The sequence below is a fragment of the Pseudomonas kuykendallii genome (assembly GCF_900106975.1).
GTDB lineage: Bacteria > Pseudomonadota > Gammaproteobacteria > Pseudomonadales > Pseudomonadaceae > Pseudomonas_O > Pseudomonas_O kuykendallii.
In genome coordinates this window covers 242,110-268,972 of the sequence record NZ_FNNU01000004.1, presented here as the reverse complement: position 1 = coordinate 268,972, position 26,863 = coordinate 242,110, and the positions used below count along the sequence as shown (strand labels likewise).

Below are 26,863 nucleotides of genomic sequence, written 5' to 3'. Positions count from 1 at the left end.
CTTGAACCGACCGGTTGGCATAACGAAAGTTTCAGCGGTTATTAGGCCGACGCGCACGCCGGGTGTGCTTTCCGATGGCCGTCGAACTCCCGGGTCGCCGGGCGGCTCTGAGCTTCATCAGCCGGGCGGTTATCGCGTCGGTCCGCCAGCGGGAGTTCGCGATGACGTCAGCCCTGCCCAGCCCCCAGGCCCCACACGCCGAGCGCGTCTACGAGACCGATCTGCCGGCGCGGCTGGACCGCCTGCCCTGGGGGCGCTTCCACACCCTGCTGGTGATCGCGCTGGGTATCACCTGGCTGCTCGACGGCCTGGAGGTGACACTCGCCGGCTCCGTTGCCGGCGCCCTGAAGGACAGCCCGGCGCTGCGTCTGAGCAATGCCGGCATCGGCCTCGCCGGCGGCGCGTACATCGCCGGCGCGGTGATCGGCGCGCTGTTCTTCGGCTGGCTCGCCGACCGCCTGGGGCGCCGCAAGCTGTTCTTCATCACCCTGATCGTCTACGTCGGCGCGACCGCGGCGACGGCATTTTCCTGGAGCCTGTGGAGCTTCCTGGCGTTTCGTTTCCTCACTGGCGCCGGCATTGGCGGCGAATACTCGGCGATCAACTCGACGATCCAGGAATTCACCCCGGCGCGCTTTCGCGGCTGGGTCGACCTGGCGATCAACGGCACCTTCTGGATCGGCGCCGCGCTCGGCGCGATGGCCTCGGTGCTGCTGCTCGATGCCAGCGTGGCCGGTGGCGACCTCGGCTGGCGCCTGTGCTTCGGCCTCGGCGCCGCGCTGGGCTTGCTGATCCTGCTGATGCGCCTGTGGCTGCCGGAAAGCCCGCGGTGGCTGCTGATCCACAACCAGCCGGACGCCGCCACGCGGATCGTCGAGGACATCGAGCAGCGCTTTCGCAAGCATGGCCATCGGCTGGCCCCGGTGCCGCCGGAACAGCGCCTGCGCCTGCGCGGCCGCGATCACACGCCGTTGCGCGAAGTGCTGCATGCGCTGTTTTCCCGGCTTCGCCGGCGCGCGCTGGTGGGCATGACGCTGCTGACCTCCCAGGCGTTCTTCTACAACGCGATCTTCTTCACCTACGCCCTGGTGCTCAGCGATTTCTACGGCGTGCCCAGCGAGCGGGTGGGCTGGTACATCCTGCCGTTCGCCCTGGGCAACTTCTGCGGGCCGCTGCTGCTCGGCCGGCTGTTCGACGTGATCGGCCGGCGGATCATGATCAGTTCCACCTACATCCTTTCCGGCGTCCTGCTGCTGATCAGCGGCTGGCTGTTTCGCCAGGGCCTGCTGGATGCCACGCAGCAGACCGTCGCCTGGATGGTGATCTTCTTCTTCGCCTCGGCAGCGGCCAGCTCGGCGTACCTCACGGTGGCGGAAACCTTCCCGCTGGAGATCCGAGCCCTGGCCATCGCCGTGTTCTACGCCTTCGGCACCGGCCTGGGCGGCATCGTCGGCCCGCTGCTGTTCGGCCAACTGATCGAAAGCGCCAGCCGCGAGAACGTCTTCATCGGCTACGCCATCGGCGCGGTGCTGATGCTGGCGGGCGGTGTGGTCCAGGCGGTGTGGGGCGTCGCGGCGGAGCGCAAATCGCTGGAAAGCGTCGCGGCGCCGTTGTCGCAGGTGTGAGGGGAATGTGCTTCGGCGGGACTTCGCCTGGTGGGTTTCGCGGCGGTAGGGATTGGCGGTGTTGCAGATATCGAGCGGGGCTGCTAACCCACCCTACGGTCGGGTTCGGAGTTTCGGGGGCGATATTTCGTGGGTGGGTAAAGCCGCGACTCGGTTGGTTCAGGCAGGCGACGAGGTCCTCACGGCGTAACCCACCGGGCGGTGTTTCGCCGGGAATGCGCTTGGTGGGTTACGCGGCAATGGGCATGGGTGGCGTTGCCAGCATCAAGAGAGGCCGCTAACCCACCCTACAGTTAGGGGTTCGTAGTTTCGTAGGGTGGTTTAGGCCGCGACTCGTACGATTCGGTTCGTTCAACGAAGCCCGCGCGGCGTTACCCACCATCGGAAAAACCAGGCCGATGAGCCTCAATAGTTCGGCGGCGTTTCCGGGATGGCGCTGTCGTCGGTGATGAAGGGCATCTCCCAGTCTTCCAGCTCGACGCCTTTCTTCTTCAGATCCTGGCGCGCCTGCATGAACACCCCGGCGAGGCGGATCGGGTCGGAATACTGGGTGCGCGGCACGTGCGGTACGCCGAGCAGTTCGCTGCCGCCTTCGCTCATCACGGTGAAGCCGAAGCTGTCGTCCTCGGTGTTTACGCTGGTCACGCAGCCGAGCGGCAGGAACGCCTCGGTCGCGAGTTTCATGGCGTTGTCGATTTCCACGGGGGTGGTGGTCATGGCGGCCTCCAGGTTGCGGCGGGAGTAGGGTAGAGACCTGTGCCTGCCGAAGGGTTCCGCAGCGCCGACGGAGCGTCGTCAACCGACGAAGCGTTTCGTTCACCGCTTGCGACTGGCCCGGCGCGCCACCATATTCATCGGATGAACGAGCATTCCCCGATCGAGGCATTGGCCGGTTTCCATCCCGCGGTGGCGGCCTGGTTCCAGCGCCGGTTTCCCGCACCCACGCCGGCGCAGCACGCGGCCTGGCCGCTGATTCGTGGCGGACAGTCGACGCTGGTGGCGGCGCCCACCGGTTCGGGCAAGACCCTGACGGCGTTCCTCGCCGCCCTGGATGAACTGGTCCAGGAAGCGCTGGCCAACGGCGGCCATTTGCCCGACGAAACCCGCGTGGTCTACGTGTCGCCGCTCAAGGCGCTGTCCAACGACATCCGCATCAACCTGGAAACGCCACTGGCCGGGATCTCAGCCGAGCTGGCCGCCCTCGGGCTGCCGGAGGTGGATATCCGCACCGCGGTGCGTACCGGCGACACCCCGCAGGCCGAGCGCACTGCCATGCGCAAGCGCGCGCCGCATATCCTGGTGACCACTCCGGAGTCCTTCTACGTGCTGCTCGGCTCGGAGTCCGGGCGGCGGATGCTCGCGAGTACGCGCAGCGTGATCGTCGACGAGATCCACGCCATCGCCGACGGCAAGCGTGGCAGCCACCTGACGCTGTCGCTGGAGCGCCTCGAGGCGCTCTGCCAGCGGCCGCTGGTGCGGGTCGGTCTGTCGGCCACGCAAAAGCCCATCGAGGCCGTGGCGCGTTTCCTCGCCGGTCGCCAGGCAGCCGAGCCTGCGTCCGCGGAGGCGGGCGCGCCGCGGCCCTGCGCCATCGTCGATATCGGTCACGACCGCCCCCGCGATCTGGCCATCGAAGTCCCGCCGGTGCCGCTCGAGGCGGTGATGAGCAACGACGTCTGGGAAGGCGTCTACGACCGCCTGGCCGCGCTGGTGGAGCAGCACCGCACCACGCTGGTGTTCGTCAACACGCGGCGGATGGCAGAGCGCGCCGCCCGCCACCTGACCCAGCGCCTGGGCAACGCCGCGGTCGCCGCGCACCACGGTAGCCTGGCGAAGGAGGCGCGGCTGGACGCCGAGCAGCGTCTCAAGCGCGGCGAGCTGCGTGTGCTGATCGCCACCGCGTCGCTGGAGCTGGGCATCGATATCGGGGAGGTGGAACTGGTCTGCCAGCTCGGCTCGCCGCGCTCGATTTCCGCATTCCTGCAGCGCGTCGGGCGTTCCGGTCACCACGTCGGCGGCACGCCCAAGGGCCGGCTGTTTCCCAATTCCCGCGACGACCTGATCGAGTGCGCCGCGCTGCTGGACTGCGTGCGCCGCGGCGAACTGGATACGCTGGTGATCCCGCGTGCGCCCCTCGACGTGCTGGCGCAGCAGATCGTCGCCGAGGTCGGCAGCCAGGAGTGGCACGAGGACGCGCTGTTCGCCCTGATCCGCCGAGCCGAACCCTACGCCGGGCTGGACTGGGCGCATTACCAGTCGGTGCTGGCGATGCTCGCCGAGGGCTACACCAGCCGCCACGGCGCGCGCGGCGCCTACCTGCACCGCGACGCGGTGAGCCGGACCCTGCGCGGGCGGCGCGGCGGCAAGCTCACCGCGGTGACGTCCGGCGGGACCATTCCGGACAACGCCGACTATGGCGTGCTGCTGGAACCGGCCGGGCTGAACATCGGCACGGTGAACGAGGATTTCGCGGTGGAAAGCCTCGCCGGGGACATCTTCCAGCTGGGCAACGCCTCCTACCGGATCATCCGCATCGAGCCGGGAAGGGTGCGTGTCGAGGATGCCCAGGGTCAGCCGCCGAACATCCCGTTCTGGCTCGGCGAGGCGCCGGGGCGCAGCGACGAACTGTCGGCCGGCGTGGCGCGCCTGCGCGAGGAAATCGACCGTCGCCTGGCCCTTGCCGAAGCCTCACGCAGCCTGCCTGGTGACGATCAGGAGCCCTCGCGCCTGACGCTGGCCCTCGACTGGCTGATCGACGAACTCGGCCTGCCGGAGCCGGCGGCGCGGCAGATCGTCGAGTACCTGGCCCGCGCGCGCTCCGCGCTGGGTACGCTGCCGAGCCAGCGCACGCTGGTGATGGAGCGCTTCTTCGACGAATCCGGCGGCACTCAGCTGGTCATCCATTCGCCTTACGGCAGCCGCCTCAACCGCGCCTGGGGTCTGGCGCTGCGCAAGCGCTTCTGTCGCACCTTCAACTTCGAGCTGCAGGCGGCGGCCACCGAAGACGCCATCGTGCTCTCGCTGTCCACCAGTCACAGCTTTCCGCTGGACGAGGTGTGGCGCTATCTGCATTCCAATTCCGCCGAGCACGTCTTGATCCAGGCGCTGCTCGACGCTCCGCTGTTCGGCGTGCGCTGGCGCTGGAACGCCACCACCGCGCTGGCGCTGCCGCGCATGGCCGGGGGGCGCAAGGTCGCACCGCAGTTGCAGCGGATGAGGAGCGAGGACCTGCTGGCGACGGTGTTCCCCGATCAGGTCGCTTGCCTGGAGAACATCGTCGGCGAGCGCGAGGTGCCGGAGCACCCGCTGGTCGAGCAGACCCTCGACGACTGTCTGCACGACGCGATGGACGCGGACGCCTGGTTGGCGTTGCTGCGGCGCATGGAGAGCGGAGAGGTGCGGTTGCTCGCCCGCGATCTGCCGGCGCCGTCGCCACTGGCGATGGAGACCCTCGGCGCGCGGCCGTATGCCTTTCTCGACGACGCGCCGCTGGAGGAACGCCGTACCCAGGCCGTGCTCAATAGACGCTGGACGGACCCCGAATCCAGCGATGACCTCGGCGCGCTGGATATCGGCGCCATTCAGGCGGTGAGCGAGGAGGCCTGGCCGCAGGCGCGCAACGCCGACGAAATGCACGAAGCGCTGATGGGCCTGGCCTGCATCGGCGACGCCGAAGCGCAGCGCGACGAACGCTGGCCGGTGCTGCTCGCCGAACTTGCCCGCGCCGGCCGCGCCGCGCGGATACCGGTGACGCGCGGCGACGGGTTGTGGTTGCCGGTGGAACGGCTGGCGCTGTTCCGCATCCTGTATCCCTCCGCGTTACCCGAGCCGCCGCTGCAGGTGCTGCCCGGCTTCGAGGAGGACTGCAGCGAAGAGGACGCGCTGCTCGAGGTGGTGCGCGCGCGCCTGACCGGTTTCGGTCCCTTGCCGCTGGACCGCATCGCCCGCGGCCTGGCGCAGCCGGCCTCCGCCGTGGCGCTGGCGCTGACCCGCCTGGAGGCCGAAGGCTACGTGCTGCGCGGACGCTTCACGCCGGGTGCGCCGGACGAAGAGTGGTGCGAGCGGCACCTGCTGGCGCGCATCCATCGCTACACGGTGAAACGGCTGCGCCGGGAGATCGAGCCGGTCGAACTCAGCGATTTCATGCGCTTCCTGTTCGACTGGCAGCATGTTTCGGCGGACACCCGCACGCGTGGCGCCGAGGCTCTGGGCGGAGTGATCAGCCAGCTGGAAGGCTTCCAGGCCGCCGCCGCTGCCTGGGAAGGCGAGCTGTTGCCGGCACGTGTGCGCGACTACGGCATCAACTGGCTCGACGACCTCTGTCGCTCCGGGCGCATCGTCTGGACCCGTCTTGCCGGCCGCCTGCGCGCCAGTGGCGGGCCGGTTCGCGGCACGCCCGTCGTGCTGCTGCCGCGCCGTCACCTGGCCGAGTGGAACGCGCTGGCGATGGACGCCCCGGAGCCCGAGTTGTCCTCCCGCGCCGTACTGGTTCGCGATGCGCTGGCGAGGCACGGCGCGCTGTTCTTCGACGAACTGATGGACGACGTGCGCCTGCTGCGCACCGAGCTGGAAAATGCCCTCGGCGAGCTGGTCGCGGTCGGCCTGGTGAATGCCGACAGCTTCGCCGGGCTGCGTGCGCTGCTGATGCCGGCGGCGAAGCGTCAGCCGCGCGCCGGCCGGCGCGGGCGCGGTGGGTCGCTGATCGGCGGCATGGCGGATGCTGGGCGCTGGTCATTGGTGCGCCGCCCGCCGGGAGCGGACGTTGCGCAAAGCACCGCGAAGCGCCGCCCGCAGACCGATCCCCAGGCGCTGGAACACATCGCCATGACGCTCCTGCGCCGCTATGGCGTGGTGTTCTGGCGCTTGCTCGACCGCGAAGCGGACTGGTTGCCGCCGTGGCGCGAGTTGCTGAGGGTCTATCATCGGCTGGAGGCGCGCGGCGACATCCGCGGCGGGCGCTTCGTCGCGGGGCTGGCCGGCGAGCAGTTCGCCCTGCCGGAAGCGGTGGGGCTGCTGCGCGAGGTACGCAAGCGCCCGCGTGATGGCAGCCTGATCAGCGTATCCGCCAGCGATCCGTTGAATCTGCTGGGTAGCCTGTTACCGGGTGCCAAAATACCGGCTGTTGCCGGCAATCGCGTCTTGTATCAGGATGGCGCCCCCGCCGGCGCACTGCTTGCCGGAAAACCTGTATTCTGGGTTGAACTCGACGCAGGGAATGCGCAGCAGCTTCGCCGCTGTCTGATCCACGGCTGATCGAACACTCCGGGCGTTCACTTTCCCGGCTCCTGCTGCACTGCTTTGCCTGGCACTCGAGGGATATGCCCGAAACAACCGAATCCGACCTGCGCATTCCTTCCGCGCTGACCGCCTTGCGACTGGCCACACAGGCCGAGCACAGCGCGCTGGACCAGAACCTTCCGCTGCAGCGTGACGATTTCGCTCACGCCGACTACCTGAACTACATCTCCCGCGTCTCCGGTTGGCTGAAGCCGCTGGAAGCGACGCTGTGGGCGTCGCCGTGGCCAGCGCTGGCGGATGCCGGGCAGCGCGCCGGCAAGCTCGCCTGGATCGAAGCGGACCTGCTCGAGGGCGGCTGGAGCCGCGCGCAGGTCGATGCCATTCCGGTCTGTCCGTATGTGCCGCAGGCCAGCGACGACGCCCGTCGTTTCGGCATCGCCTATGTGCTCGAGGGTTCGACGCTCGGCTCGAGCTTCCTCTTCCGTCGCCTGCAACCGCGTCTGGCGCCGCTGCCGCTGCACTGGCTGCTCGGCTACGGAGCCGCCACCGGGCCGTTGTGGAAATCCTTCATTCGCCGCCTCGAGGAGCAACTGAGCGAAGCGGCGCAGATCGAGGCCGCGTCCGCCGCCGCCCGTGAGGCCTTCGAGTCGTTCAGCCGCTGGGTCGTGCGGGGGGAATCCGCATGAGCCAACCGGTGACGCTGGCCACCTGCGAAGACGAGCCGATCCACATTCCCGCGGCGATCCAGCCGCACGGCGCGCTGATCGCCTTCGACCGCCAGGGGCTGGTGCTCAGCGCCAGCGAGAACACCCAGGCGATGCTTGGCCTGAAGGTGCTTCCCGACCAGCCGCTGTGGCAGGTCGGCCTGCCGCGCGCGGTACGGGAGATGCTCGAATGCGGCCTGCGCAGCGACGAGCCGTGGATGGACGTGCTGGAGGCAAGCTTCGGCGACGCGCTTTTCGATGTCATCGCGCATGCCCACAAGGGCATCCTCTACCTGGAGTTCGAGCGCCGCGAGGCCGCCCTGACCAGCCTGTCGCTGGGCACCCACAACATCTACCGGCTGGTCAGCCAGCTGCAGCACCAGCAGGACATCCAGGTCATGCTGGAGAGCCTGGTCGCGAGCATCCGCGAGTTCTCCGGCTACGACCGGGTAATGGCGTACCGCTTCAAGCCGGACCTTTCCGGCGAAGTGGTGGCCGAGGCGCGGCGCAAGGACCTGGTCAGCTATGTCGGGCAGCATTACCCGGCGTCGGACATACCCGCCCAGGCGCGCCGGCTGTTCATCGAGAACCCGACGCGGATGATCGCCGACATCGCCTACGCGCCGGTCAGGTTGACGCCGTCGACCTGCCCGGACGGGACCCCGTTCGACCTGAGCTACAGCCACCTGCGCAGCGTGTCGCCGATTCACTGCGAATACCTGAGCAACATGGGCGTGTTCGCCTCGATGAGCATTTCCATCGTGGTCGGCGACCAGCTGTGGGGGATGTTCGCCTGCCACCACATGGCGCCCAAGGTCCTGCCGTATCCGACGCGGCTGGCGTTCCAGGTGCTCTCGCAGGTGTGCAGCGCCGTGGTGGCGCGCCTGGAGATGCAGATCGCCGCCGAACGCGTGCGCAAGGCCGCCTATCTGCAGTTGCAGCTGGCCAAGCAGGCGCGCGATTCAGACGACCTGATCGCCGCGCTGACCAAGGGGACGGCTCATATCCGCCAGTTGTTCGACTGTTCCGACGTGGTGGTGATGCTCGGCGGACGCGTGGAGGCGGGCGACAATCCTGAGCTGGCCGATTTCGCCGTGCGCATCGTTGCCTCGCTGGAAGCCGATCCCGAACTCGATCTTTACCAGACCTCGCGTTTCGACGAGCCCTTCACCGACTCGCGCGGCGCCATCTTCTGCGGCGTGCTGGCGCTGCGCTTTCACCGCCAGGAATCCGGCTGGCTGGTCTGGCTGCGCCAGCCGCAGTCGCAGACCATCACCTGGGCCGGCAAGCCGGAGAAGATCGAGCGTGTCGGACCTTCCGGTTCGCGCCTGACCCCGCGCGGGTCCTTCGAGGCCTGGGAAGAAGTGGTGCGCGACCGTGCCGTTGGCTGGTCGGCGGCCGAGCTCGCGATCGCCGAGAAGCTGCGCGGCGAACTGGTCGAGATCTGCCTGAACCGCGCAGCGGAAATCGACCACATGCGCCAGCGCCTGATCGCCGTGCTCGGCCATGACCTGCGCAATCCGCTGCAGTCGATTTCCATGGCCGCTTCCATGATGTCGTCCAGCGACACCCGCAGCGCCGAGCTGCGCAAGCACATCACCTATTCCAGCGGGCGCATGGAGCGATTGATCAGCCAGATCCTGGAGATGAGCCGCCTGCAGGCCGGCCTCGGGTTGGCGATGCGCATGCAGGAGGTGGATCTCTCGGCGCTGGTCGCCGACTCGGTCAGGGAGATGCTCATGGCGTTTCCGGGAATGGAGCTGGACAGCGTCATCGAGGCCGATCTGCGCGCTGTGATCGACCCGGACCGCTACGCACAGGTGGTCTCAAACCTGCTCAGCAACGCGCGCCACCACGGCAGGCAGGGCCGTCTGGTGCAACTGACGCTGAGGCGCGAAGAGCAGGAGCTGGAGCTGACTGTGCGCAACGAAGCCGAGCCGATCGCGCTGGATGACCTGTCGCAGCTGTTCAGCCCGTTCAAGAACGCTTCGGGCTCGTTGCACAACAAGGGCGGACTGGGCATCGGACTGTATATCAGCCAGGCCATCGTCCAGGCTCACCAGGGCAGCATCGACGTGCAGTATCAGGATGGCGTGATCGCCTTTCGGGTGCGGTTGCCTGGCTGAAACGGCGCCGTGGGACGTCTGAAACGGAAAAGCCGGCTTTTAAGCCGGCTTTTCTTTGCATCGCACGAGCGAATCAGGCGTCTTCGTTGGCCATTTCCGCGTCGTGGGCAATCAGGGCGACCAGTGCGGTCTGCTGGCGTCCGGACAACTGGCGGAAGCGTTGCAGCAGTTCACGTTCGTGCAGGGAAAGCTCGGGGCTGTCCAGGCGCATGGTCAGATCATCGCTCAGCGCGCCTTCCTGGATCAGGCTCTGCTCGAGACGGGCGATGATCTCGGAATTCATACTGCGATGATGGTTTCGTGCTACGTCGGCGATGCGCTCACGCATTCCGTCCGGAAGTCGGACGACAAATTTGTCAGCTGTACGACTGGAATAAATAGCCTGTTTCATAGGGCGCATACATTAGAGACCGGTTAGTTCAAGAAGGCAGTACTGGCACAATGGGCAGGAGTATCCACCGGTTGGACCTCCGTAATTGCGAGTCGTTCAACCATCGCATCAGTGTACTGCATACCGACGAAGCCATGCATAACGTTTCGTTGACGCCAATTATGCGTCATTTATTTATAAAGTACAGGCTTTTTGCCAGCACACCATGCAAATTGCACGTGCGCTTTGTTAGACAACCCTGCTGCCGCTATCGATCCGCTCATTCGGCTGCGATGAAGGTGCGCGGGTTATATTCATTGGCTTGATCGAGCAACTGTAGGGGATTCGATGGCAGGCAGGCTGATTTATCTGATGGGTCCGTCCGGTTCAGGGAAAGACAGCCTGCTCGATGCCATCCGCCAGCCGTGGCAGGAACGTGGCGGGCGAATTGCGCGGCGGGTCATCACTCGCTCGGCCGAAGCGGTCGGCGAGGACGCGCATGCGGTCACCCCGGAACGCTTTGCCCAACTCGAAGCGCAGGGTGCGTTCGCGATGTGCTGGCGCGCCAACAGCCTGGCCTATGGCATTCCGCGTGAGATCGACGAATGGCTGGCGGGTGGTCAGGACGTCCTGGTCAACGGCTCGCGCGGTTATCTGCCTGACGCCCGGCGGCGCTACCCGGCGATGCTGGCGATCCTGCTCAGCGTCCGGCCCGAGGTCCTCCGCCAGCGCCTGGTGGCGCGCGGACGCGAGAACTCCGTAGAAATCGAGCAGCGCCTGGCCCGCAGCCTGGCGCTGCAGTCCGGCAGCGAAGAGCAGGGCGTGCTGCACCTCGACAATTCGGGCGCCCTGGCCCAGACCCTGGAAGCGCTGTTGGGTTTGCTCGGCGAAGCGCCCCCGCCGCGCAGCTGAGGACTCAATCCAGCGGCAACTCGGTGGTGCGTTTGACTTCGCTCATGGCGATGTTCGAATGCGCCTCCTGCACGTGTGGCAGGCGCAGCAGCTGATCGCGCAGGAAGCGTTCGTACGCATCGATGTCGCGCGCCACCACCTTGAGCAGGTAGTCCGAACTCCCGGCCATGGTGTGGCATTCCAGCACTTCGGGGTAGCCGACGATGGCCTGCTCGAACTCGGCGAGGTTGTTGCGCCCGTGGGCCGAGAGCTTGATGTTGACGAAGACCGTCATGCTCAGGCCCAGCAGCTTCGGGTTGAGCAGGGCGACCTTGCGTTCGATCAGTCCTTCTTCCTGCATGCGATGGATGCGCCGCCAGCACGGCGATTGCGACAGCTCGACCCGTTCGGCGATCTCCGCGGCGGAGAGGTCGGCGTCGTGCTGCAGCAGGCGAAGAATCTTGCGGTCGATGCCGCTCAGCGAAACCTGCATGTTCGTTTCCCTATTCTTGTTATGGGCGCAAGGATCATGCGCAGTATCGGCATTTCTCCCTCCACTTAGGAAGAAAACTCCGGTACCGCTCGGTCATATTCTAGGCAGAGATCCGCAGCGGTCCCGGCCGCCGGTGCCTACTAATAAGAACAAGAGGAATACCGCCATGTCCCTGGCCGAAATCCGTCTGGACGACAAGTACCGCCTCGCCACAGGTCACCTGTACCTGACCGGCACGCAAGCCCTGACCCGACTGCCGATGCTGCAACGCCAGCGCGATCTGGCCCACGGCCTCAACACCGCCTGCTTCATTTCCGGCTACCGCGGCTCGCCGCTGGGTGGGCTCGACAAGAGCCTGTGGGAGGCGCGCGAGTTTCTCCAGCAGAATGCCATCCACTTCCAGCCCGGCATCAACGAGGAACTGGGCGCCACCGCAGTGTGGGGCAGCCAGCAGACCAACCTGTTCCCCGGCGCGCGCTACGACGGCGTGTTTTCCCTGTGGTACGGCAAGGGGCCTGGCGTGGATCGCTGCGGCGACGTGTTCAAGCACGGCAATTCCGCCGGCGTCTCGCCCCACGGCGGGGTGCTGCTGCTGGCCGGCGACGACCACGGCTGCAAATCCTCGACCATCGCCCACCAGAGCGAGCACGCCTTCATCGCGGCGTCGATTCCGGTGCTCAATCCGGCCAACGTCCAGGAAATCCTCGACTACGGCATCCTCGGCTGGGAGCTGTCACGCTACAGCGGCTGCTGGGTGGCGCTGAAGACCATCGCCGAGAACGTCGATTCCTCGGCGGTGGTGGATGTCGATCCGCTGCGCATCCAGGTCGCCTTGCCGGAGGATTTCGCGCTGCCCGAGGACGGCGTGCATATCCGCTGGCCGGACCCGCCGCTGGCCCAGGAAAAACGCCTCAACACCTTCAAGATCTACGCCGCGCGCGCCTTTGCCCGCGCCAACCGGCTGAACAAAGTGATGCTCGATTCGCCCAGTCCGCGCCTCGGCATCATCACCACCGGCAAGTCCTATCTCGATGTGCGCCAGGCACTGGAAGACCTCGGCCTGGACGAGGCCTTGTGCGCCCAGGTCGGTCTGCGGGTGCTCAAGGTTGGCATGAGCTGGCCGCTGGAGCCGGTCTCGGTGCACGAGTTCGCCGAAGGGCTCGACGAGATTCTGGTGGTGGAGGAAAAACGCAGCATCATCGAGGACCAGCTCACCGGGCAGCTCTACAACTGGCCGGTAGGCAAGCGCCCGCGTGTGGTCGGTGAGTTCGACGAGCAGGGCGCCTCGCTGCTGCCCAACCTGGCCGAGCTGACCCCGGCGATGATCGCCCGGGTCATCGCCCGGCGCCTGGCGCCGATCTATAGCAGCGCGGCCATCGAGGAGCGCCTGGCGTTCCTCGACGCCAAGGAAAAAGCCCTCGCCGCGCCGCGCCACCATACCCAGCGCACCCCGCATTTCTGTTCCGGCTGCCCGCACAACAGCTCGACCAAGGTGCCGGAAGGCAGTCGCGCGCAGGGTGGTATCGGCTGCCACTACATGACCCAGTGGATGGACCGCAGCACGGACACCTTCACCCAGATGGGCGGCGAGGGCGCCACCTGGATCGGCCAGGCGCCGTTCACCGAAACCGCCCACGTGTTCCAGAACCTCGGCGACGGCACCTATTTCCATTCCGGCCACCTGGCCGTGCGCGCGGCCGTGGCGGCCGGGGTCAACATCACCTACAAAATCCTCTACAACGACGCGGTGGCGATGACCGGGGGCCAGCCCATCGACGGCGAGTTGCGCGTCGACCAGCTCAGCCAGCAGATCTTCGCCGAAGGGGTGAAACGCATCGCTCTGGTCAGCGACGAGCCGGACAAGTACCCCAGTCGCGCCGGCTTTGCGCCTATCGTCAGCTTCCACCACCGCCGCGAGCTGGACGCCGTGCAGCGCGAGTTGCGCGCGTTCAAGGGCGTCTCGGTGATCATCTACGACCAGACCTGCGCCACCGAAAAACGCCGCCGGCGCAAACGCGGAAAGCTGGTCGACCCGGCGAAGCGCGCGTTCATCAATCCGGCGGTGTGCGAGGGGTGCGGCGACTGCAGCGTGAAGTCCAATTGCCTGTCGGTGCTGCCGCTGGAAACCGAGCTGGGACGCAAGCGGCAGATCGACCAGAGCGCCTGCAACAAGGATTTCAGCTGCGTCGAAGGGTTCTGCCCGAGTTTCGTCACCGTGCATGGCGGCAGCCTGCGCAAACCGGCGGCGATGGGCGCCAAGGCCTTGTTCGAGGCGCTGCCCGAACCGCGCCAGCCGGCGCTGACGCGGCCCTGGAACATCCTCCTGCCGGGCGTCGGCGGCAGCGGCGTGACCACCGTCGGCGCGTTGCTCGGAATGGCGGCGCATCTGGAAGGCAAGGGCTGCACGGTGCTCGACCAAGCCGGCCTGGCGCAGAAGTTCGGCCCGGTGATCAGCCATATCCGCATCGCCGCGCGGCAGTCGGACATCCACGCCGTGCGCATCGCCGCCGGTGAGACCGATCTCCTGCTGGGCTGCGATCTGGTGGTCGCCGCCAGCGAGGAATCCCTGGCCAAGCTCAACGAGAACATCGCCCACGCGGTGATCAACAGCCACGAGTCGCCCACGGCCGAGTTCACCCGCAACCCGGATGCGCAAGTGCCCGGTGCGGCGATGCGGGAGGCGCTGGCGGAAGCGGTCGGCGGCGAGCGCATCCATTTCATCGATGCGACGCGACTGGCCAGCCGGCTGCTCGGCGACAGCATCGCCAGCAACCTGTTCATGCTCGGCTACGCCTATCAGAAGGGCCTGGTGCCGGTTTCCGCCGAAGCCATCGAGCAGGCCATCACGCTGAACGCGGTAGCGGTGGAGGCGAACCGCCAGGCATTCCTCTGGGGCCGGCGCGCCGCCCATGATCTGGCCGCGGTGGAGCGCCTGGTTCAGCCGGAAGAGATGACGGCGCCGCGCTGCGAGGGCCTCGATGAGGTGATCGCCCACCGCATGGCGCTGCTGCGCGACTACCAGAACGCGGCTTATGCCGAGCGCTACCGGGCACTGGTGGAGCGCGTGCAAGGTGTCGACCGTGGTCCGCAGCAGGCGCTCACCGCAGCGGTGGCGCGCTACTACTTCAAGCTGCTGGCCTACAAGGACGAGTACGAAGTGGCGCGGCTCTACAGCGACGAGACGTTCCGCCGGCAGCTGGAGGCGCAGTTCGAGGGCGACTATCGCCTGCAGTTCCACTTGGCGCCGAGCTGGCTGAGCCGCCCGGACCCGCGCACCGGCGAGCCGCGCAAGCGTGAGTTCGGTCCGTGGATGCTCGGCGCTTTCCGCGTGCTGGCGATGTTCAAGTTCCTGCGCGGCAGCGTGCTCGATCCGTTCGGGCACAGTGCCGAGCGGCGCCTGGAGCGCGAGCTGATCGCCGACTACGAGGCGGATGTCGACCACCTGCTCGGCGTCCTGAACGAGGCCAACTACCGCACGGCGGTGGCGATCGCCGAGTTGCCGGAGCAGATTCGCGGCTACGGTCACGTCAAGCAGCGCGCGCTGGAGGCGGCGAGGCAGGAGAAACGCCGTTTGCTGGCGCGGTTGCAGGCGGGGGAGGTGCAGGTGCTGCATCTTTACGAACCAGCGGCCTGATCGCGGCGCGTGCCGCCGCATGACAAACCGCGCCGGCCTCGCTAACATGCGGCCCCGTCGCGGCGGCAAGCTTCGCCGCGGCGTTGTCCCCTTAGTTCAATGGATAGAATAAGCCCCTCCTAAGGGCTAGATACTGGTTCGACTCCAGTAGGGGACGCCATCTTTCGCGCATTCGCGCCGCTTTGCCTGCCACTCCCGATATCAATGCGACACCCGCGCGCCTGGCCATTGCCCGATGCTTGATATTTCGAACGGCTGATGCGTATTTTGTCCACCTCGCCGAATCCCGGCTTTCAGAATGATCAAGGAACAGACGCAATGACCAGCAGCGGCCGCAGCCCACTCGCCGAACGATTGGCCGGTATCGACGAAATCGAGTGCGTCACGCCCGATCTCAATGGCGTGCCTCGCGGCAAGGTGATGACGGCCGAGGGGTTCCTCGAAGGCCGCCGCCTGCAACTGGCGCGCGGCGTGTTGCTGCAATGCATCATGGGCGGCTACCCGCCGGCGCGTTTCTACGGCAGCGACGATGGCGACCTGGCGCTGGTCGCCGACCCGGCGCAGATCCACCGCCTGCCGTGGAGCCAGACGCCCCGCGCGCTAGCGATCTGCGATGCCGACGAACTGGAAGGCGGTTGCTCGGGGCTGTCCACCCGCGGGTTGCTGAAGCAGGTCATCGCCCGCTATGCCGAGCGCGGCCTGGCGCCCGTGGTGGCGACCGAGCTGGAGTTCTTCGTCTTCGCGCCGAACAGCGACCCGCACCAGCCGTTCCAGCCGCCACTGGGGCTGGACGGGCGGCGAGAGGATGGCCATTCGGCGTTCAGCGTGAGCTCCAACAACGGCCTGCGGCCGTTCTTCGAGGAAGTCTATCGCTGCATGGCGGCGCTCGGCCTGCCGCGCGACACCTTCATGCACGAGATGGGCGTCAGCCAGTTCGAGATCAACCTGCTGCACGGCGATCCCTTGCTGCTGGCCGACCAGACGTTCCTCTTCAAGCACCTGCTCAAGGAGGTCGCGCTCAAGCACGGCATCACCGTGGTGTGCATGGCCAAACCGTTGGCGAAAACCCCCGGCAGCTCGATGCACATCCACCAGAGCCTGGTGGAGCAGGGCAGTGGCAGGAATATTTTCAGCGATGAGCAGGGCGAGCCGACCGCCGCGTTCCGCCATTTCATTGGCGGTCAGCAGGCGGCGCTGGCGGACTTCACCCTGCTGTTCGCGCCGAACGTCAATTCCTACCAGCGCCTCTGCCATCCCTTCGCTTCGCCGAACAACGCCTGCTGGTCCCACGACAACCGCGCCGCGGGCCTGCGCATCCCGGCCAGCTCGCCGGTCGCGCGACGGGTGGAGAACCGTCTGCCCGGCGCGGACGCCAACCCGTACCTCGCCATCGCCGCCAGCCTGGCCGCCGGGCTGCACGGCATCGAGCGCGAGCTGGAGCCGAGCGCGGCGATCCAGGGCGAGTTCGTGGTGCCGGACGAACTGACCCTGCCGAGTACCATGCACGCCGCGCTGGAGCGTCTGCGCCGCAGCCAGCTGGCGCGGGAACTGTTCGGTCGCGAGTTCATCGAAGGCTACATCGCCAGCAAGGCGATGGAGCTGACCAGCTTCTTCGATGAAATCACGCCCTGGGAACGCCGCGTTCTCGCCGCCCAGGCGTGACCTCCGCCGGGCCGCTCAGGCGGTCCGGCCCCAGCAGGAGTTTCCCGCCTCGATGTCCAGGATCTGGAAGTCTTTCGGCCCGCTGTACCTGGCCACCACCCTGATGCTGCTCGGCTCGGGGTTGCTCAGCACCTACCTGGCCCTGCGTCTGTCGAAGAGCGTCGACGGGCTCTGGGTGGGCGCCTTGATGGCCGCCAACTATTTCGGCCTGGCGCTGGGCGGCAAGACCGGCCACCGGCTGATCGCCCGGGTCGGCCACATTCGCGCCTATTCCACCTGCGCGGCGATCGTAACCGCCGCGGTGCTGGGGCATGGCCTGATCGACTGGCTGCCCGCTTGGCTGATCCTGCGCATGCTGGTGGGCCTGGGCATGATGTGCCAGTACATGGTGATCGAAAGCTGGCTGAACGATCAGGCCGAGGCCAGCCAGCGTGGGCGGGTATTCGGTGGCTACATGATCGCCTCGTACCTCGGACTGGTGCTGGGGCAGATGGTCCTGGTGGTCCACCCGGGCCTCGGCATCGAGCTGCTGATGCTGGTGGCGATGTGTTTTGCGCTGTGCCTGGTGCCGGTGGCGGCGACTCGCAAGATTCACCCCGCCGCGCTGCATCCGGCGCCGCTGGAACCGCGTTTCTTCATCCGCCGGGTGCCACAATCGTTGACCACCGTGCTGGTCTCGGGACTGCTTATCGGCTCCTTCTATGGCCTGGCGCCGCTGTACGCCACGCGCCTGGGACTGTCGACGCAGCAGGTCGGCGTGTTCATGGGCAGCTGCATCCTCGCGGCGTTGCTGGTGCAGTGGCCGCTAGGGTGGATTTCCGATCGTCGCGACCGCGCCTGGCTGATTCGCGCCTGCGCCTTGCTGCTGAGCGTGGCGGCGCTTCCGCTGGCGCTGCTGGGCGAGGTGCCGCTGGCGGTGCTGCTGCCGCTCGGCTTCGTCGTCAGCCTGTTGCAGTTCAGTCTTTATCCGCTGGCGGTGGCGTTTTCCAACGACCATGTGGAAGCCGAGCGCCGGGTGTCGCTGAGCGCCATGCTGCTGGTCACCTTCGGCATTGGTGCCTGCGTCGGTCCGCTGCTCGCCGGCGTGCTGATGAAGTACCTGGGCGCGAACATGCTGTATGCCTTCGTCAGCCTGTGCGCGCTGATCCTGGTCTGGCGGATCCGCCCGGAAGCGGTGACCAACCTGCATCAGGTCGACGATGCGCCGCTGCAGCACATCCCGATGCCTGACAGCACGGCCAGCTCGCCCCTGACGGCGGCGCTCGATCCGCGGGTCGATGGGCAGGTGGTGGAAGCGCAGATGCAGAGCGGGGAGGGGGGCGTGTCGTCGGAATCGCCGCCGAGCGGCTGATCGGCGGGGCTCAGTCGAGGCGACGGGCTTCGCGCTGCAGCTGATAGACGAAGCGCTCGACCGCGCGCTGTTCGAGCCCGTTGAGGCGGAAGAAGCGCAGCCCGCAGAAGGTCACGTCGAGCCTCGCGTCATGGCGCTGGTGACGCAGCTCCGCCGACGTGGTGACCGCGCCGAACGGCAGCTCGGCGGTCAGGCGCTCGTAGACTTCGCCCGGATTGAGACGGTCGGTGACGTCACCGGTGAAGCGCAACTTGCAGCCCGTGGCGGAGATGTCGAGCATCTGGCCGACGATCGAGGTCCTGAGTTTGTCGCCGTCCAGGCTCACCTGGACCGGCTGGGTCAGTTTCAGCACCGCGCGGAAGGCGCCCCGACGCTGGTGGTAGAGCATCTCCTCGGGCTGCGTCGCCCAGTACGCGCGGGCGCCTTCGAGCTCACCGATGTAGAGCTTCTGCTCGCAATCCCAGGCGATGCGCACGCCCTCGTGGAAACCTTCGACGTGGAAGGACTCGCCGGCTTGCAGATAGCGTTCGCCGTCGTTGGGTATCAGTTCGTCGAGGGCCAGCAGGTTGCGCTCGCGGTCGACCTGGACCACGAAACTCTGGAAACGCTGCGAGCGGCCTTCGAAGGTGATGACGAGAGGGTCATGGTTCTGCTGCAGCAGGCGCAGGTTGGCGAAGATCTCCAGCGGAGCTCTAAGCAGCCTGGGCTCTTGCGGACCATTCTCCTCGATGAAGGGGTTCGGCACTCCAGCGTTCTCCCGGCAATAGGCTGCGCTAGCATACGGGCAACACGGCTGCATGTCGTTCTTATTTCAGGGATTTATGCCTGGCTCAAGGGACGCTGATAGCCGACGCGCGACGTCGCTCCACGGTTATTGTAGAGGTTGGGCACCTCTGCGCCGCGAAGGATTCCGAGCAGCTTGGTGACACTGGTCTGGCTGGCGCGAATCAGCCGTCCATTGCGCAGGTTGGTGTCCTGGCATTCACGCAGCAGTGCGCTGAGCCGATCGCCGGCGGCGAGCAGTTCCTCGCCCTGCGCCGAGGCCTTGGCGAGTGCCTGCAGTCCCGCGCGGTCGGCGCTCAGGTTCAGCGAGACGAGCACGCGACTCCGTGCCCGGCCATGCTGGTCGAGCAGGGCGAGCAGGGTCTGCTTGCTGGTGAGGATGGTTTCCAGGGAGGTGAGGTCCTGACTCGTCAGGGCCTGAGTCTCGCTCTCGAGCAATTCAAGCAACTGCTCGGCGTGGCCGATATCTTCGCTGAACAGGTGCAGCAGGGTCGTGTCGTTCATGGCGGCGGGCTCTGGGAATCAAGCGTCCAAAATCCCCAGCGCGGCCTGAAGCTAACGCTGGGACTCGAAATCGAGCAGTTTGCTGGCGACGCGTTTGCTGTCGACCTGATAGCTACCTTCGGTGATCGCCTGCTTGAGCCGGGCGACCTTCTCGCTATCGACGGTGGGCAGGTCACGCAGCTTGTCGCTAACGGACTGCAATTGCTGTGCCTCCTGGCTGAGCTGCACGGGTTCGCCGCCCTTGGCTGGGGTCTGCTCGACGGTGCTGCTCGCTTTGCTGTCGGCGGCGGCTTCGGTGCGACTGCCGGGCTGGCTGCTGCTGGTACGCGTCGTCGAAGACGGCGTAACGGCATTGTTGGGCCGGTTGAAGTCGATAACCATGATGCAAAACCTCGGACGGTGTCTGGACGCTTGCCCAGCTTTTCGGCGATCACGCCGATAACTTTAGCGAGACAGAGCAAAAAGATTTGCGCCGTCCGCCAGTGTAAAGAACCGTCCTGTCTGCACGCCAGCCGTTTCATGCCTTACATAGCCACTTCTACCACGCCCGGGCCGGTCACCCGGGCCTTGATCACACGTTGAGACTGCAGGTTCCTGACCCGGATCTGCTCGCCTGGAGCGCCCGCCGAAAGTGCTTCGCCGGGCATGTTCACGTTGATGGCGCCGCTTTGCGCCTTGATCACCACGTGGTCGCCCTTGGCGATCACGTCGGCTTTTTCCAGGCTCGTCAGGAGGATCGCCTGGTCGGCGACCACCGGTCGTGTCAGCTTGCTGCCGACCGCCTGCTCGGTAGCGACGAGGAAGGCCTGGCCGAGGGTTCCGGTGTCCCGTTCCGCCAGCGCGACATCGGCGTCGCCGATAATGCTGCCGCGGGTCAGCGGGCGCTTGACCACCACGACGTCGCGGAACACCTTCACCTGGGCCGGAACGAACACGCTCCACGGCGAACTGCCGTCGCAGCTGACCTTAATCGTGACCCGCCCGATCGGTTGGGCCGGGCTTTCCAGCTTGGCGTTCAGCTCCTGATCGCACAGCGGCAGGCGCAGGCGCGGATCGAGCCGGTTGACCTGGATTTCGTAGCGGCCCGGTATGTCCACGGTACGCAGATAATCTTCCACGGCGAATTCAAGAAATCCCTGGGTCGTGTCGATAAGTTGCTCAGGCATGGTTTGCTGGGCCAACACCAGACCGGTGTAGCCGAGCCCGCACAAAGTGGGTAAAACACGAGACATGCGCTGTCGTTTTGACATCATGCGTCGAAAAAATGTCGTGAGTTCTTTCATGACAGGTGAGATAGCAAGGGTCGTGCCGCCTGCTAACCTGAGCAGACGCGGGACATTCATTTAGAGGAATCTGGCATGGCCGGTGTATTGGATTCGGTTAACCAGCGAACTCAGCTGGTGGGGCAGAACCGCCTCGAGCTGCTGCTGTTCCGCCTGGACGGAAAACAGCTGTACGGCATCAACGTGTTCAAGGTGAAGGAGGTGCTGCAGTGCCCGAAACTCACCATCATGCCGAAATCGAGCCCGGTCGTGCGCGGCGTCGCCAGCATTCGCGGCGGTACCATTCCGATCCTCGACCTGGCCATGGCCACCGGTAATCCGGGTCTCAACGACCTGAAAGACAGTTTCGTCATCATCACCGAGTACAACACCAAGGTGCAGGGTTTCCTGGTGCGTTCCGTGGAGCGCATCGTCAACATGCACTGGGAGGAGATCCATCCGCCGCCAAAGGGTGCCGGTCGCGACCACTTCCTGACGGCGGTGACGCGGGTCGACAACCAGCTGGTGGAAATCATCGACGTGGAGAAGATCCTCGCTGAAGTGGCGCCGACCTCGGAGGTCATCTCCGAGGGCGTGATCGACGTCGAGACCCAGCAGCGCGCGGTGACCAAGCGCGTGCTGATCGTCGACGACTCGTCGGTGGCGCGCAAGCAGGTGAGCCGTTGTCTGGAGAGCGTCGGCGTCGAGGTGACTGCGTTGAACGACGGTCGCCAGGCGCTGGACTATCTCAAGAGCATGGCCGACGAGGGTCGTCACCCGGAAGACGAATTGCTGATGATGATTTCCGACATCGAGATGCCGGAGATGGACGGCTACACGCTCACCGCGGAGGTTCGCGCCGATCAGCGCCTGCAGAAGCTGCACATTCTCCTGCATACTTCGTTGTCGGGCGTGTTCAACCAGGCCATGGTGAAGAAAGTGGGCGCCGACGATTTTCTCGCCAAGTTCCGCCCCGACGACCTCGCTTCGCGGGTCGTCGAGCGTGTCAAACAATCAGTCAACGGCTAAGGAATACTCTTGGCAGCCCATCGGATCGGAGAGGCAGTACCCGTGTCTTCAGGCAATCTGGACTTCGAGCAGTTTCGGGTTTTCCTGGAGAAAACCTGCGGCATCCTGCTCGGCAGCAACAAGCAGTACCTGGTATCCAGCCGCCTCAACAAACTGATGGAGCAGCAATCCATCCGTTCCCTGAGCGAGCTGGTCCAGCGTATCGAAAGTCAGCCGCGCAGCGGCCTGCGCGAGCAGGTGGTCGACGCGATGACGACCAACGAGACCCTCTGGTTTCGCGATGCCTACCCGTTCGAGGTACTGAAATCCCGGATTCTTCCGGAGATGATCAAGAACGCCGGTGGGCAACGGCTGCGAATCTGGTCGGCCGCCTGTTCGTCGGGGCAGGAGCCCTATTCGCTGTCCATGGCGATCGACGAGTTCGAGCGCACCAACCTCGGCCAGCTCAAGGCCGGCGTGCAGATCGTCGCCACCGACCTTTCCGGGACCATGCTCACCGCCTGCAAGTCTGGCGAGTACGACAGCCTGGCGATGGGGCGGGGCCTCTCGCAGGAGCGTCTGCAGCGTTACTTCGATCTGAAGGCGCCGGGCCGCTGGGCGGTCAAGGCGCCGATCCGCAACCGGATCGAGTTCCGCGCGCTGAACCTGCTGGACAGCTACTCGGTGCTCGGCAAGTTCGATATCGTCTTCTGCCGCAACGTGTTGATCTACTTCTCCGCGGAAGTGAAGAAGGACATCCTCACGCGCATCCACGCCACGCTGAAACCGGGTGGCTACCTGTTCCTCGGCGCCTCCGAAGCGCTGAACGGGCTGCCCGACCTCTACCAGATGGTTCAGTGCAGCCCCGGCATCATCTACAAGGTCAAGTAAGGCCTTTTCCTCCTGAGCGCTTTCCGCGGCGGAAAGCGCTTGCCGCTCCCTGGCATGGCTTGCCGCCCTCGGCGCCAAAGTTTTGCCGCCCCCTCCCGAAGATAACCTCCGAAAGCGGAAATTAATTGCCGTTTTCGCATCCGGTTTTTGTCGCTGATTTGCAACTTACTGATTTATAAGTAAAAAAAATTCATGGCATGGCGCTTGCTTTATCGCTGATACAGCACACCGCATAGGTCCCGCGACCATGAGCATCAGTTTCGACAACGCCCTCGGTATCCACGAGAAAGCCCTGGCCTTCCGTGCACAACGCGCCGAGGTATTAGGCAATAACCTCGCCAACGCCGACACGCCCAACTACAAGGCCCGCGACCTGGACTTCAGCGCGGTGCTCGCCGAGCAGGCGGACAAGATGGCGAAGGGTGGCTCCAGCTCGAACATGCCGACACTGACGACCACCAGCGGCCGCCACATCGAGGCGGAAGGCATTGCCATGACCACCACCGACGCGTCGCTGCGCTACCGCATTCCGACCCAGCCGTCGCTGGACCAGAACACCGTCGACGAACAGGTCGAGCAGGCCGCCTACGCCCAGAACTCTCTGGAATTCCAGGCCAGCTTCACGCTTCTCAACAGCAAGTTCAAAGGGCTGATCGAGGCCATTCGCGGAGAATAAGCATGTCACTCAGTAGCCTGTTCAATATCGCCGGTACCGGCATGAGTGCGCAGAACACGCGCCTGAACACCGTCGCCAGCAACATCGCCAACGCTGACACCGTTTCCTCCAGCGTCGATCAGACCTACCGCGCGCGGCATCCGGTGTTCGCCACCATGCTCAATGGCGCCCAGGGCGCTGGCGGCGGTTCGCTGTTCGAGGACCAGGGCCAGGCCGGCGTAGGCGTTCAGGTGACCGGAATCGTCGAGGACCAGAGTGAGTTGCAGGCGCGCTACGAGCCCAACCATCCGGCCGCGGACAAGGACGGCTACGTGTATTACCCCAACGTCAATGTCGTCGAGGAAATGGCCGACATGATCTCCGCCAGCCGTGCGTTCCAGACCAACGCGGAAATTATGAATACCGCCAAACAAATGATGCAGAAAGTACTGACGCTGGGTCAGTAAGCGGAGAACTTCAATGAGCACTGTCAATAGCGCCTCCGACGTACTGGCCGGACTGTCCAGCACCACGAAGCCGAAAGATTCCAGCAGCACCAGTTCGTCCAGCAGCTCCAGCTCCCTGGGCAAGAACGACTTCCTGCAACTGCTGGTCACCCAGCTGAACAACCAGAACCCGCTCGATCCCCAGGACAACAGCGAGTTCGTCGCCCAGCTGGCGCAGTTCAGCCAGGTCGAGGGCATGGAGAACCTGAATGCGTCCGTCAACACCATCACCAGCGGCTTCCAGTCCTCGCAGGCGCTGCAGGCCTCGTCGCTGGTCGGTCGTTCGGTGATCGCGCAAACCGACAAGGCGGTCGTGGATACCTCTACCGGCATCACCGGCGCGGTGAAGCTGCCTGAGGCCGGCACCGAAACCACCGTCAGCGTGTACGACTCCGCTGGCGCCGTGGTGAAGAAGATCAATCTCGGCGCCCAGGAGGCCGGCAACGTCACGTTCGAGTGGGACGGTACCGATACCAATGGCACGAAGCTCGCGGCCGGCACCTACACGTTCAAGGCGACCGCCACCATCGATGACACCAAGACCGCTCTTTCGACCTACATGCCGGCGACTGTCAGCAGCGTGACGCTGGGACAGGACGGCGGAGAAATGACCCTCAACTTAGCCGGGATGGGCAGCGTGAAGCTGTCGCAAGTCCAGGTGATTGGCCAGTAAGCCGGCGCGCCGGAAGGAGAAATTCATGTCTTTCAATATCGGCCTGAGTGGCCTCAACGCCGCCAGCAAGAACCTCAACGTGACCGGCAACAACATTGCCAACGTGGGCTCCACCGGCTTCAAGGCCTCCCGCGCCGAATTCGCCGACGTGTACGCCACCTCGATGTTCGGCTCCGGCAAGAACACCACCGGCAGCGGCGTACTCACCGCCAACGTCTCGCAGCAGTTCACCCAGGGCAACATCACCTCCACTGGTGGCAGCCTGGACCTGGCGATCAACGGCAACGGCTTCTTCGTGCTCAGCGACAATGGCTCCCGGGTCTATACCCGTAACGGCACCTTCCATTCGGACAGCGCCGGTTTCGTCATCGACAACTCGGGCAACAGGCTGCAGGGCTACGGCGTCGATGCCAGCGGCAACATCGTCAACGGGGTGATCACCGATCTGAAGATCGATACCACCAACCAGTTGCCGAAGGCCACCACCGATATCGACCAGGTCGTCGCGCTGAACTCCACCGCGGCCGTTCCGACCACCACGCCGTTCAATCCGTCGGTCTCGGCGAGCTACAACTGGTCCACCTCGGTCGACGTCTACGACTCCCAGGGCAACTCGCACACCATGTCGCAGTACTTCGTGAAGAACGACGCGAACAGCTGGACCATGTACGTGACCGTCGACGGACGCAACCCGAGCAACCCGGGCGGTGACAGCGCTGCCGTAGGCGCCGCGCAGACCGCCGCCAACGCCGCCGGCTCGACGCCGGCCAGCGTGGTCGCCGCGCTGCCTGCCGGCACCGACGCCAGCGTGACCGCGGCCGCCAACGCTGCGGCTGCCGCCACCGGCGCCACCGCTGCCAGCGTCGCTTCGGCCGTGGCCGCGGCATCCGAAGCGCTGGGCACCGCGCCCTACGCTTCGAACTTGACCTTCAATGCCTCCGGGAACCTGGTTGGCGCAACCGGCTTCGACGGTGTCGCCACGTCTCCGGCCGGCGTTCTTTCGCTGACCGACTGGGTGCCTGCGACCATCACCAACCGCAACACCAATCCGGTTACCTGGGGCAGCAACGGCGCTACGGCCAACGCCACGGGCCTGACCCTGGACATGCGCGGTTCGACCCAGACCAACACCAACTTCGCGGTGAACAGCGTGAGCCAGGACGGTTACACCACCGGTCAGCTATCCGGCCTGGAAGTCGCCGACGACGGCAGCCTGTTCGCCACCTACACCAACGGGCAGTCCAAGGTGATCGGCCAGACCGTGCTGGCGACGTTCGCCAACATGCAGGGCCTGACGCCGGTCGGCAACACCGACTGGGCCGAGTCCTTCGCCTCCGGCGAGCCGGTGATCGGCGTACCGGGTTCGGGAACGCTGGGTACGCTGTCCTCCGGCTCGCTGGAAGACTCGAACGTCGACCTGACCGCCGAGCTGGTGAACCTGATCGTCGCCCAGCGCAACTATCAGGCGAACGCCAAGACCATCGAGACCGAGAGCACCATCTCCCAGACCATCATCCAGATGACCTGACCCCGCTCCAGGCGGCAGATAACTGCCGCCTGGTCCGCTTCAAGAAAGCCTCGTTCGAGGCTTTTTCTTTTAAAATCAGTTGCCTAAAGCGCGGTTTGGTTTTTGGCATAGCGCTTGCTTTATCACTCTCGAACGATTCAATGACGGCGCTCCTCCGTCGCTTCGAGGTGATTCATGGACAAACTTCTCTACGTCGCCATGACCGGTGCCAGCCAGAACGAGATGGCCCAGCGCGCGCACGCCAACAATCTGGCGAACGTCTCGACATCCGGCTTCCGCAAGGACCTGGAGCAAGCGCGCTCCATGCAGGTCTTCGGCGAGAGCATGCCGTCGCGGGTCTACGCCATGAGCGAACGTCCGGCCACTGACTTCACCCCGGCAGCGCTGCAGGAGACCGGTCGCGATCTCGACGTCGCCATCGAAGGCGATGGCTGGATGGCCGTGCAGGCGCCCAGCGGTGGCGAGGCCTACGTGCGCACCGGCAGCCTCGAAGTCGACGCCGTCGGCATCCTGCGTACCGCCAGTGGCTTTCCGGTCCTGGGCAACGGCGGGCTGATTTCCGTACCGCCGGCGACCAAGATCGAGATCGGCCAGGACGGCAGCATCAGCATCCGCTCGCAGGGCCAGAGCGCCAACGTCATCGCCCAGGTCGACCGCCTCAAGCTGGTCAACCCGGACCAGAAGCAGATGGAGAAGGGCACCGACGGCCTGATCCACATGAAGGCCGGCCAGCCCGCGCCGGACGTCGATGCCAACGTGCGCGTGGCCTCCGGCTTCGTCGAGGCGAGCAACGTCAACGCCGCCGAGGAGATGACCTCGATCCTGGCTCTGTCCCGCCAATTCGAACTGCACATCAAGATGATGCGAACCGCCGAGGACGACTCGGCCGCCTTGGCCAAGGTTTTGCAATTCAGCTGAATAAGTGATTGAGGCGTCGAAAAACCGACGCGAGGAGAAGC

Annotated in this window: 22 protein-coding genes and 1 tRNA gene; 16 read left to right on the top strand and 7 right to left on the bottom strand. The window is 65.6% G+C overall.

Annotation, left to right across the window (positions count from 1 at the left end; all coding sequences use genetic code 11):
* The first annotated feature begins 161 nt into the window (after positions 1-161).
* Entirely contained in the window at positions 162-1,625 is a 1,464-nt protein-coding gene (locus BLV15_RS14595) for an MFS transporter (protein ID WP_090229698.1), read from the top strand.
* Between the two features lie 405 nt (positions 1,626-2,030).
* On the opposite strand, the gene BLV15_RS14590 is transcribed toward BLV15_RS14595, so the two are convergent.
* Entirely contained in the window at positions 2,031-2,342 is a 312-nt protein-coding gene (locus tag BLV15_RS14590; protein ID WP_090229696.1) for a hypothetical protein, read from the bottom strand.
* Between the two features lie 141 nt (positions 2,343-2,483).
* Here BLV15_RS14590 and BLV15_RS14585 point away from each other — a divergent pair, with 141 nt between their 5' ends.
* The 3 genes from BLV15_RS14585 (at position 2,484) to BLV15_RS14575 (ending at position 9,693) form a co-directional block, all read left to right on the top strand.
* Complete coding sequence (locus BLV15_RS14585) at positions 2,484-6,878, top strand: DEAD/DEAH box helicase (RefSeq protein WP_090229693.1); 4,395 nt, start codon at positions 2,484-2,486, stop codon at positions 6,876-6,878.
* A gap of 65 nt (positions 6,879-6,943) precedes the next feature.
* On the top strand, positions 6,944-7,549 hold the full coding sequence (locus BLV15_RS14580) for a biliverdin-producing heme oxygenase (protein ID WP_090229691.1): 606 nt from the start codon (positions 6,944-6,946) through the stop codon (positions 7,547-7,549).
* A complete protein-coding gene (locus BLV15_RS14575) occupies positions 7,546-9,693 on the top strand; it encodes an ATP-binding protein (RefSeq protein WP_090229688.1) in 2,148 nt (715 codons plus the stop codon). The genes BLV15_RS14580 and BLV15_RS14575 overlap by 4 nt, the downstream gene beginning before the upstream one ends.
* Positions 9,694-9,766: 73 nt before the next feature.
* Here BLV15_RS14575 and BLV15_RS14570 read toward each other — a convergent pair whose 3' ends face one another.
* Positions 9,767-10,093 carry an Arc family DNA-binding protein gene (locus BLV15_RS14570; RefSeq protein ID WP_090229685.1) on the bottom strand — a complete coding sequence of 109 codons (327 nt, stop codon included), beginning with the start codon at positions 10,091-10,093 and terminating at the stop codon, positions 9,767-9,769.
* 318 nt (positions 10,094-10,411) lie between these two features.
* Here BLV15_RS14570 and phnN point away from each other — a divergent pair, with 318 nt between their 5' ends.
* Entirely contained in the window at positions 10,412-10,975 is a 564-nt protein-coding gene (gene phnN, locus BLV15_RS14565) for a phosphonate metabolism protein/1,5-bisphosphokinase (PRPP-forming) PhnN (protein ID WP_090229683.1), read from the top strand.
* Positions 10,976-10,979: 4 nt separating this feature from the next.
* Here the strand turns inward: phnN and BLV15_RS14560 are convergent, their stop codons facing one another.
* Positions 10,980-11,447 (bottom strand): Lrp/AsnC family transcriptional regulator, encoded by a 468-nt coding sequence (locus BLV15_RS14560; protein ID WP_090229680.1) that lies wholly within the window; start codon positions 11,445-11,447, stop codon positions 10,980-10,982.
* A gap of 166 nt (positions 11,448-11,613) precedes the next feature.
* On the opposite strand from BLV15_RS14560, the gene BLV15_RS14555 reads away from it, so the two are divergent.
* The 4 genes from BLV15_RS14555 to BLV15_RS14540 all read left to right on the top strand — a co-directional run bounded on the left by BLV15_RS14555 (position 11,614) and on the right by BLV15_RS14540 (position 18,094).
* A complete protein-coding gene (locus tag BLV15_RS14555) occupies positions 11,614-15,081 on the top strand; it encodes an indolepyruvate ferredoxin oxidoreductase family protein (protein WP_090229677.1) in 3,468 nt (1,155 codons plus the stop codon).
* A gap of 85 nt (positions 15,082-15,166) precedes the next feature.
* Positions 15,167-15,241: transfer RNA gene (locus BLV15_RS14550), tRNA-Arg, on the top strand.
* A 260-nt stretch (positions 15,242-15,501) separates the two neighbouring features.
* Positions 15,502-16,743 (top strand): glutamine synthetase family protein, encoded by a 1,242-nt coding sequence (locus BLV15_RS14545; RefSeq protein WP_175534378.1) that lies wholly within the window; start codon positions 15,502-15,504, stop codon positions 16,741-16,743.
* Positions 16,744-16,795: 52 nt separating this feature from the next.
* Positions 16,796-18,094 (top strand): MFS transporter, encoded by a 1,299-nt coding sequence (locus tag BLV15_RS14540; protein WP_090229672.1) that lies wholly within the window; start codon positions 16,796-16,798, stop codon positions 18,092-18,094.
* A 10-nt stretch (positions 18,095-18,104) separates the two neighbouring features.
* Here the strand turns inward: BLV15_RS14540 and BLV15_RS14535 are convergent, their stop codons facing one another.
* The 4 genes from BLV15_RS14535 to flgA all read right to left on the bottom strand — a co-directional run bounded on the left by BLV15_RS14535 (position 18,105) and on the right by flgA (position 20,664).
* Positions 18,105-18,893 (bottom strand): flagellar brake protein, encoded by a 789-nt coding sequence (locus tag BLV15_RS14535; protein ID WP_090229670.1) that lies wholly within the window; start codon positions 18,891-18,893, stop codon positions 18,105-18,107.
* Positions 18,894-18,913: 20 nt separating this feature from the next.
* On the bottom strand, positions 18,914-19,381 hold the full coding sequence (locus BLV15_RS14530; protein ID WP_090229668.1) for a flagella synthesis protein FlgN: 468 nt from the start codon (positions 19,379-19,381) through the stop codon (positions 18,914-18,916).
* Positions 19,382-19,432: 51 nt separating this feature from the next.
* Positions 19,433-19,762, bottom strand: a complete 330-nt coding sequence (flgM, locus tag BLV15_RS14525) for a flagellar biosynthesis anti-sigma factor FlgM (RefSeq protein ID WP_090229666.1) — start codon at positions 19,760-19,762, stop codon at positions 19,433-19,435.
* A gap of 143 nt (positions 19,763-19,905) precedes the next feature.
* Positions 19,906-20,664, bottom strand: coding sequence for a flagellar basal body P-ring formation chaperone FlgA (flgA, locus tag BLV15_RS14520; protein WP_090229662.1), 759 nt, complete (start codon positions 20,662-20,664; stop codon positions 19,906-19,908).
* A 75-nt stretch (positions 20,665-20,739) separates the two neighbouring features.
* Between flgA and BLV15_RS14515 the strand changes: the two genes are divergently transcribed.
* The 7 genes from BLV15_RS14515 to flgF all read left to right on the top strand — a co-directional run bounded on the left by BLV15_RS14515 (position 20,740) and on the right by flgF (position 26,822).
* A complete protein-coding gene (locus tag BLV15_RS14515; RefSeq protein ID WP_090229659.1) occupies positions 20,740-21,672 on the top strand; it encodes a chemotaxis protein CheV in 933 nt (310 codons plus the stop codon).
* Positions 21,673-21,714: 42 nt separating this feature from the next.
* Entirely contained in the window at positions 21,715-22,542 is an 828-nt protein-coding gene (cheR, locus tag BLV15_RS14510) for a protein-glutamate O-methyltransferase CheR (protein WP_090229656.1), read from the top strand.
* Positions 22,543-22,789: 247 nt separating this feature from the next.
* A complete protein-coding gene (flgB, locus tag BLV15_RS14505; RefSeq protein ID WP_090229653.1) occupies positions 22,790-23,218 on the top strand; it encodes a flagellar basal body rod protein FlgB in 429 nt (142 codons plus the stop codon).
* Between the two features lie 2 nt (positions 23,219-23,220).
* Complete coding sequence (flgC, locus tag BLV15_RS14500; protein WP_090229651.1) at positions 23,221-23,664, top strand: flagellar basal body rod protein FlgC; 444 nt, start codon at positions 23,221-23,223, stop codon at positions 23,662-23,664.
* Between the two features lie 13 nt (positions 23,665-23,677).
* Positions 23,678-24,376, top strand: a complete 699-nt coding sequence (gene flgD / locus BLV15_RS14495; RefSeq protein ID WP_090229648.1) for a flagellar hook assembly protein FlgD — start codon at positions 23,678-23,680, stop codon at positions 24,374-24,376.
* Between the two features lie 25 nt (positions 24,377-24,401).
* Complete coding sequence (locus BLV15_RS14490) at positions 24,402-25,904, top strand: flagellar hook protein FlgE (protein ID WP_090229647.1); 1,503 nt, start codon at positions 24,402-24,404, stop codon at positions 25,902-25,904.
* Positions 25,905-26,078: 174 nt separating this feature from the next.
* On the top strand, positions 26,079-26,822 hold the full coding sequence (gene flgF / locus BLV15_RS14485) for a flagellar basal-body rod protein FlgF (RefSeq protein ID WP_090229644.1): 744 nt from the start codon (positions 26,079-26,081) through the stop codon (positions 26,820-26,822).
* Positions 26,823-26,863 lie beyond the last annotated feature (41 nt).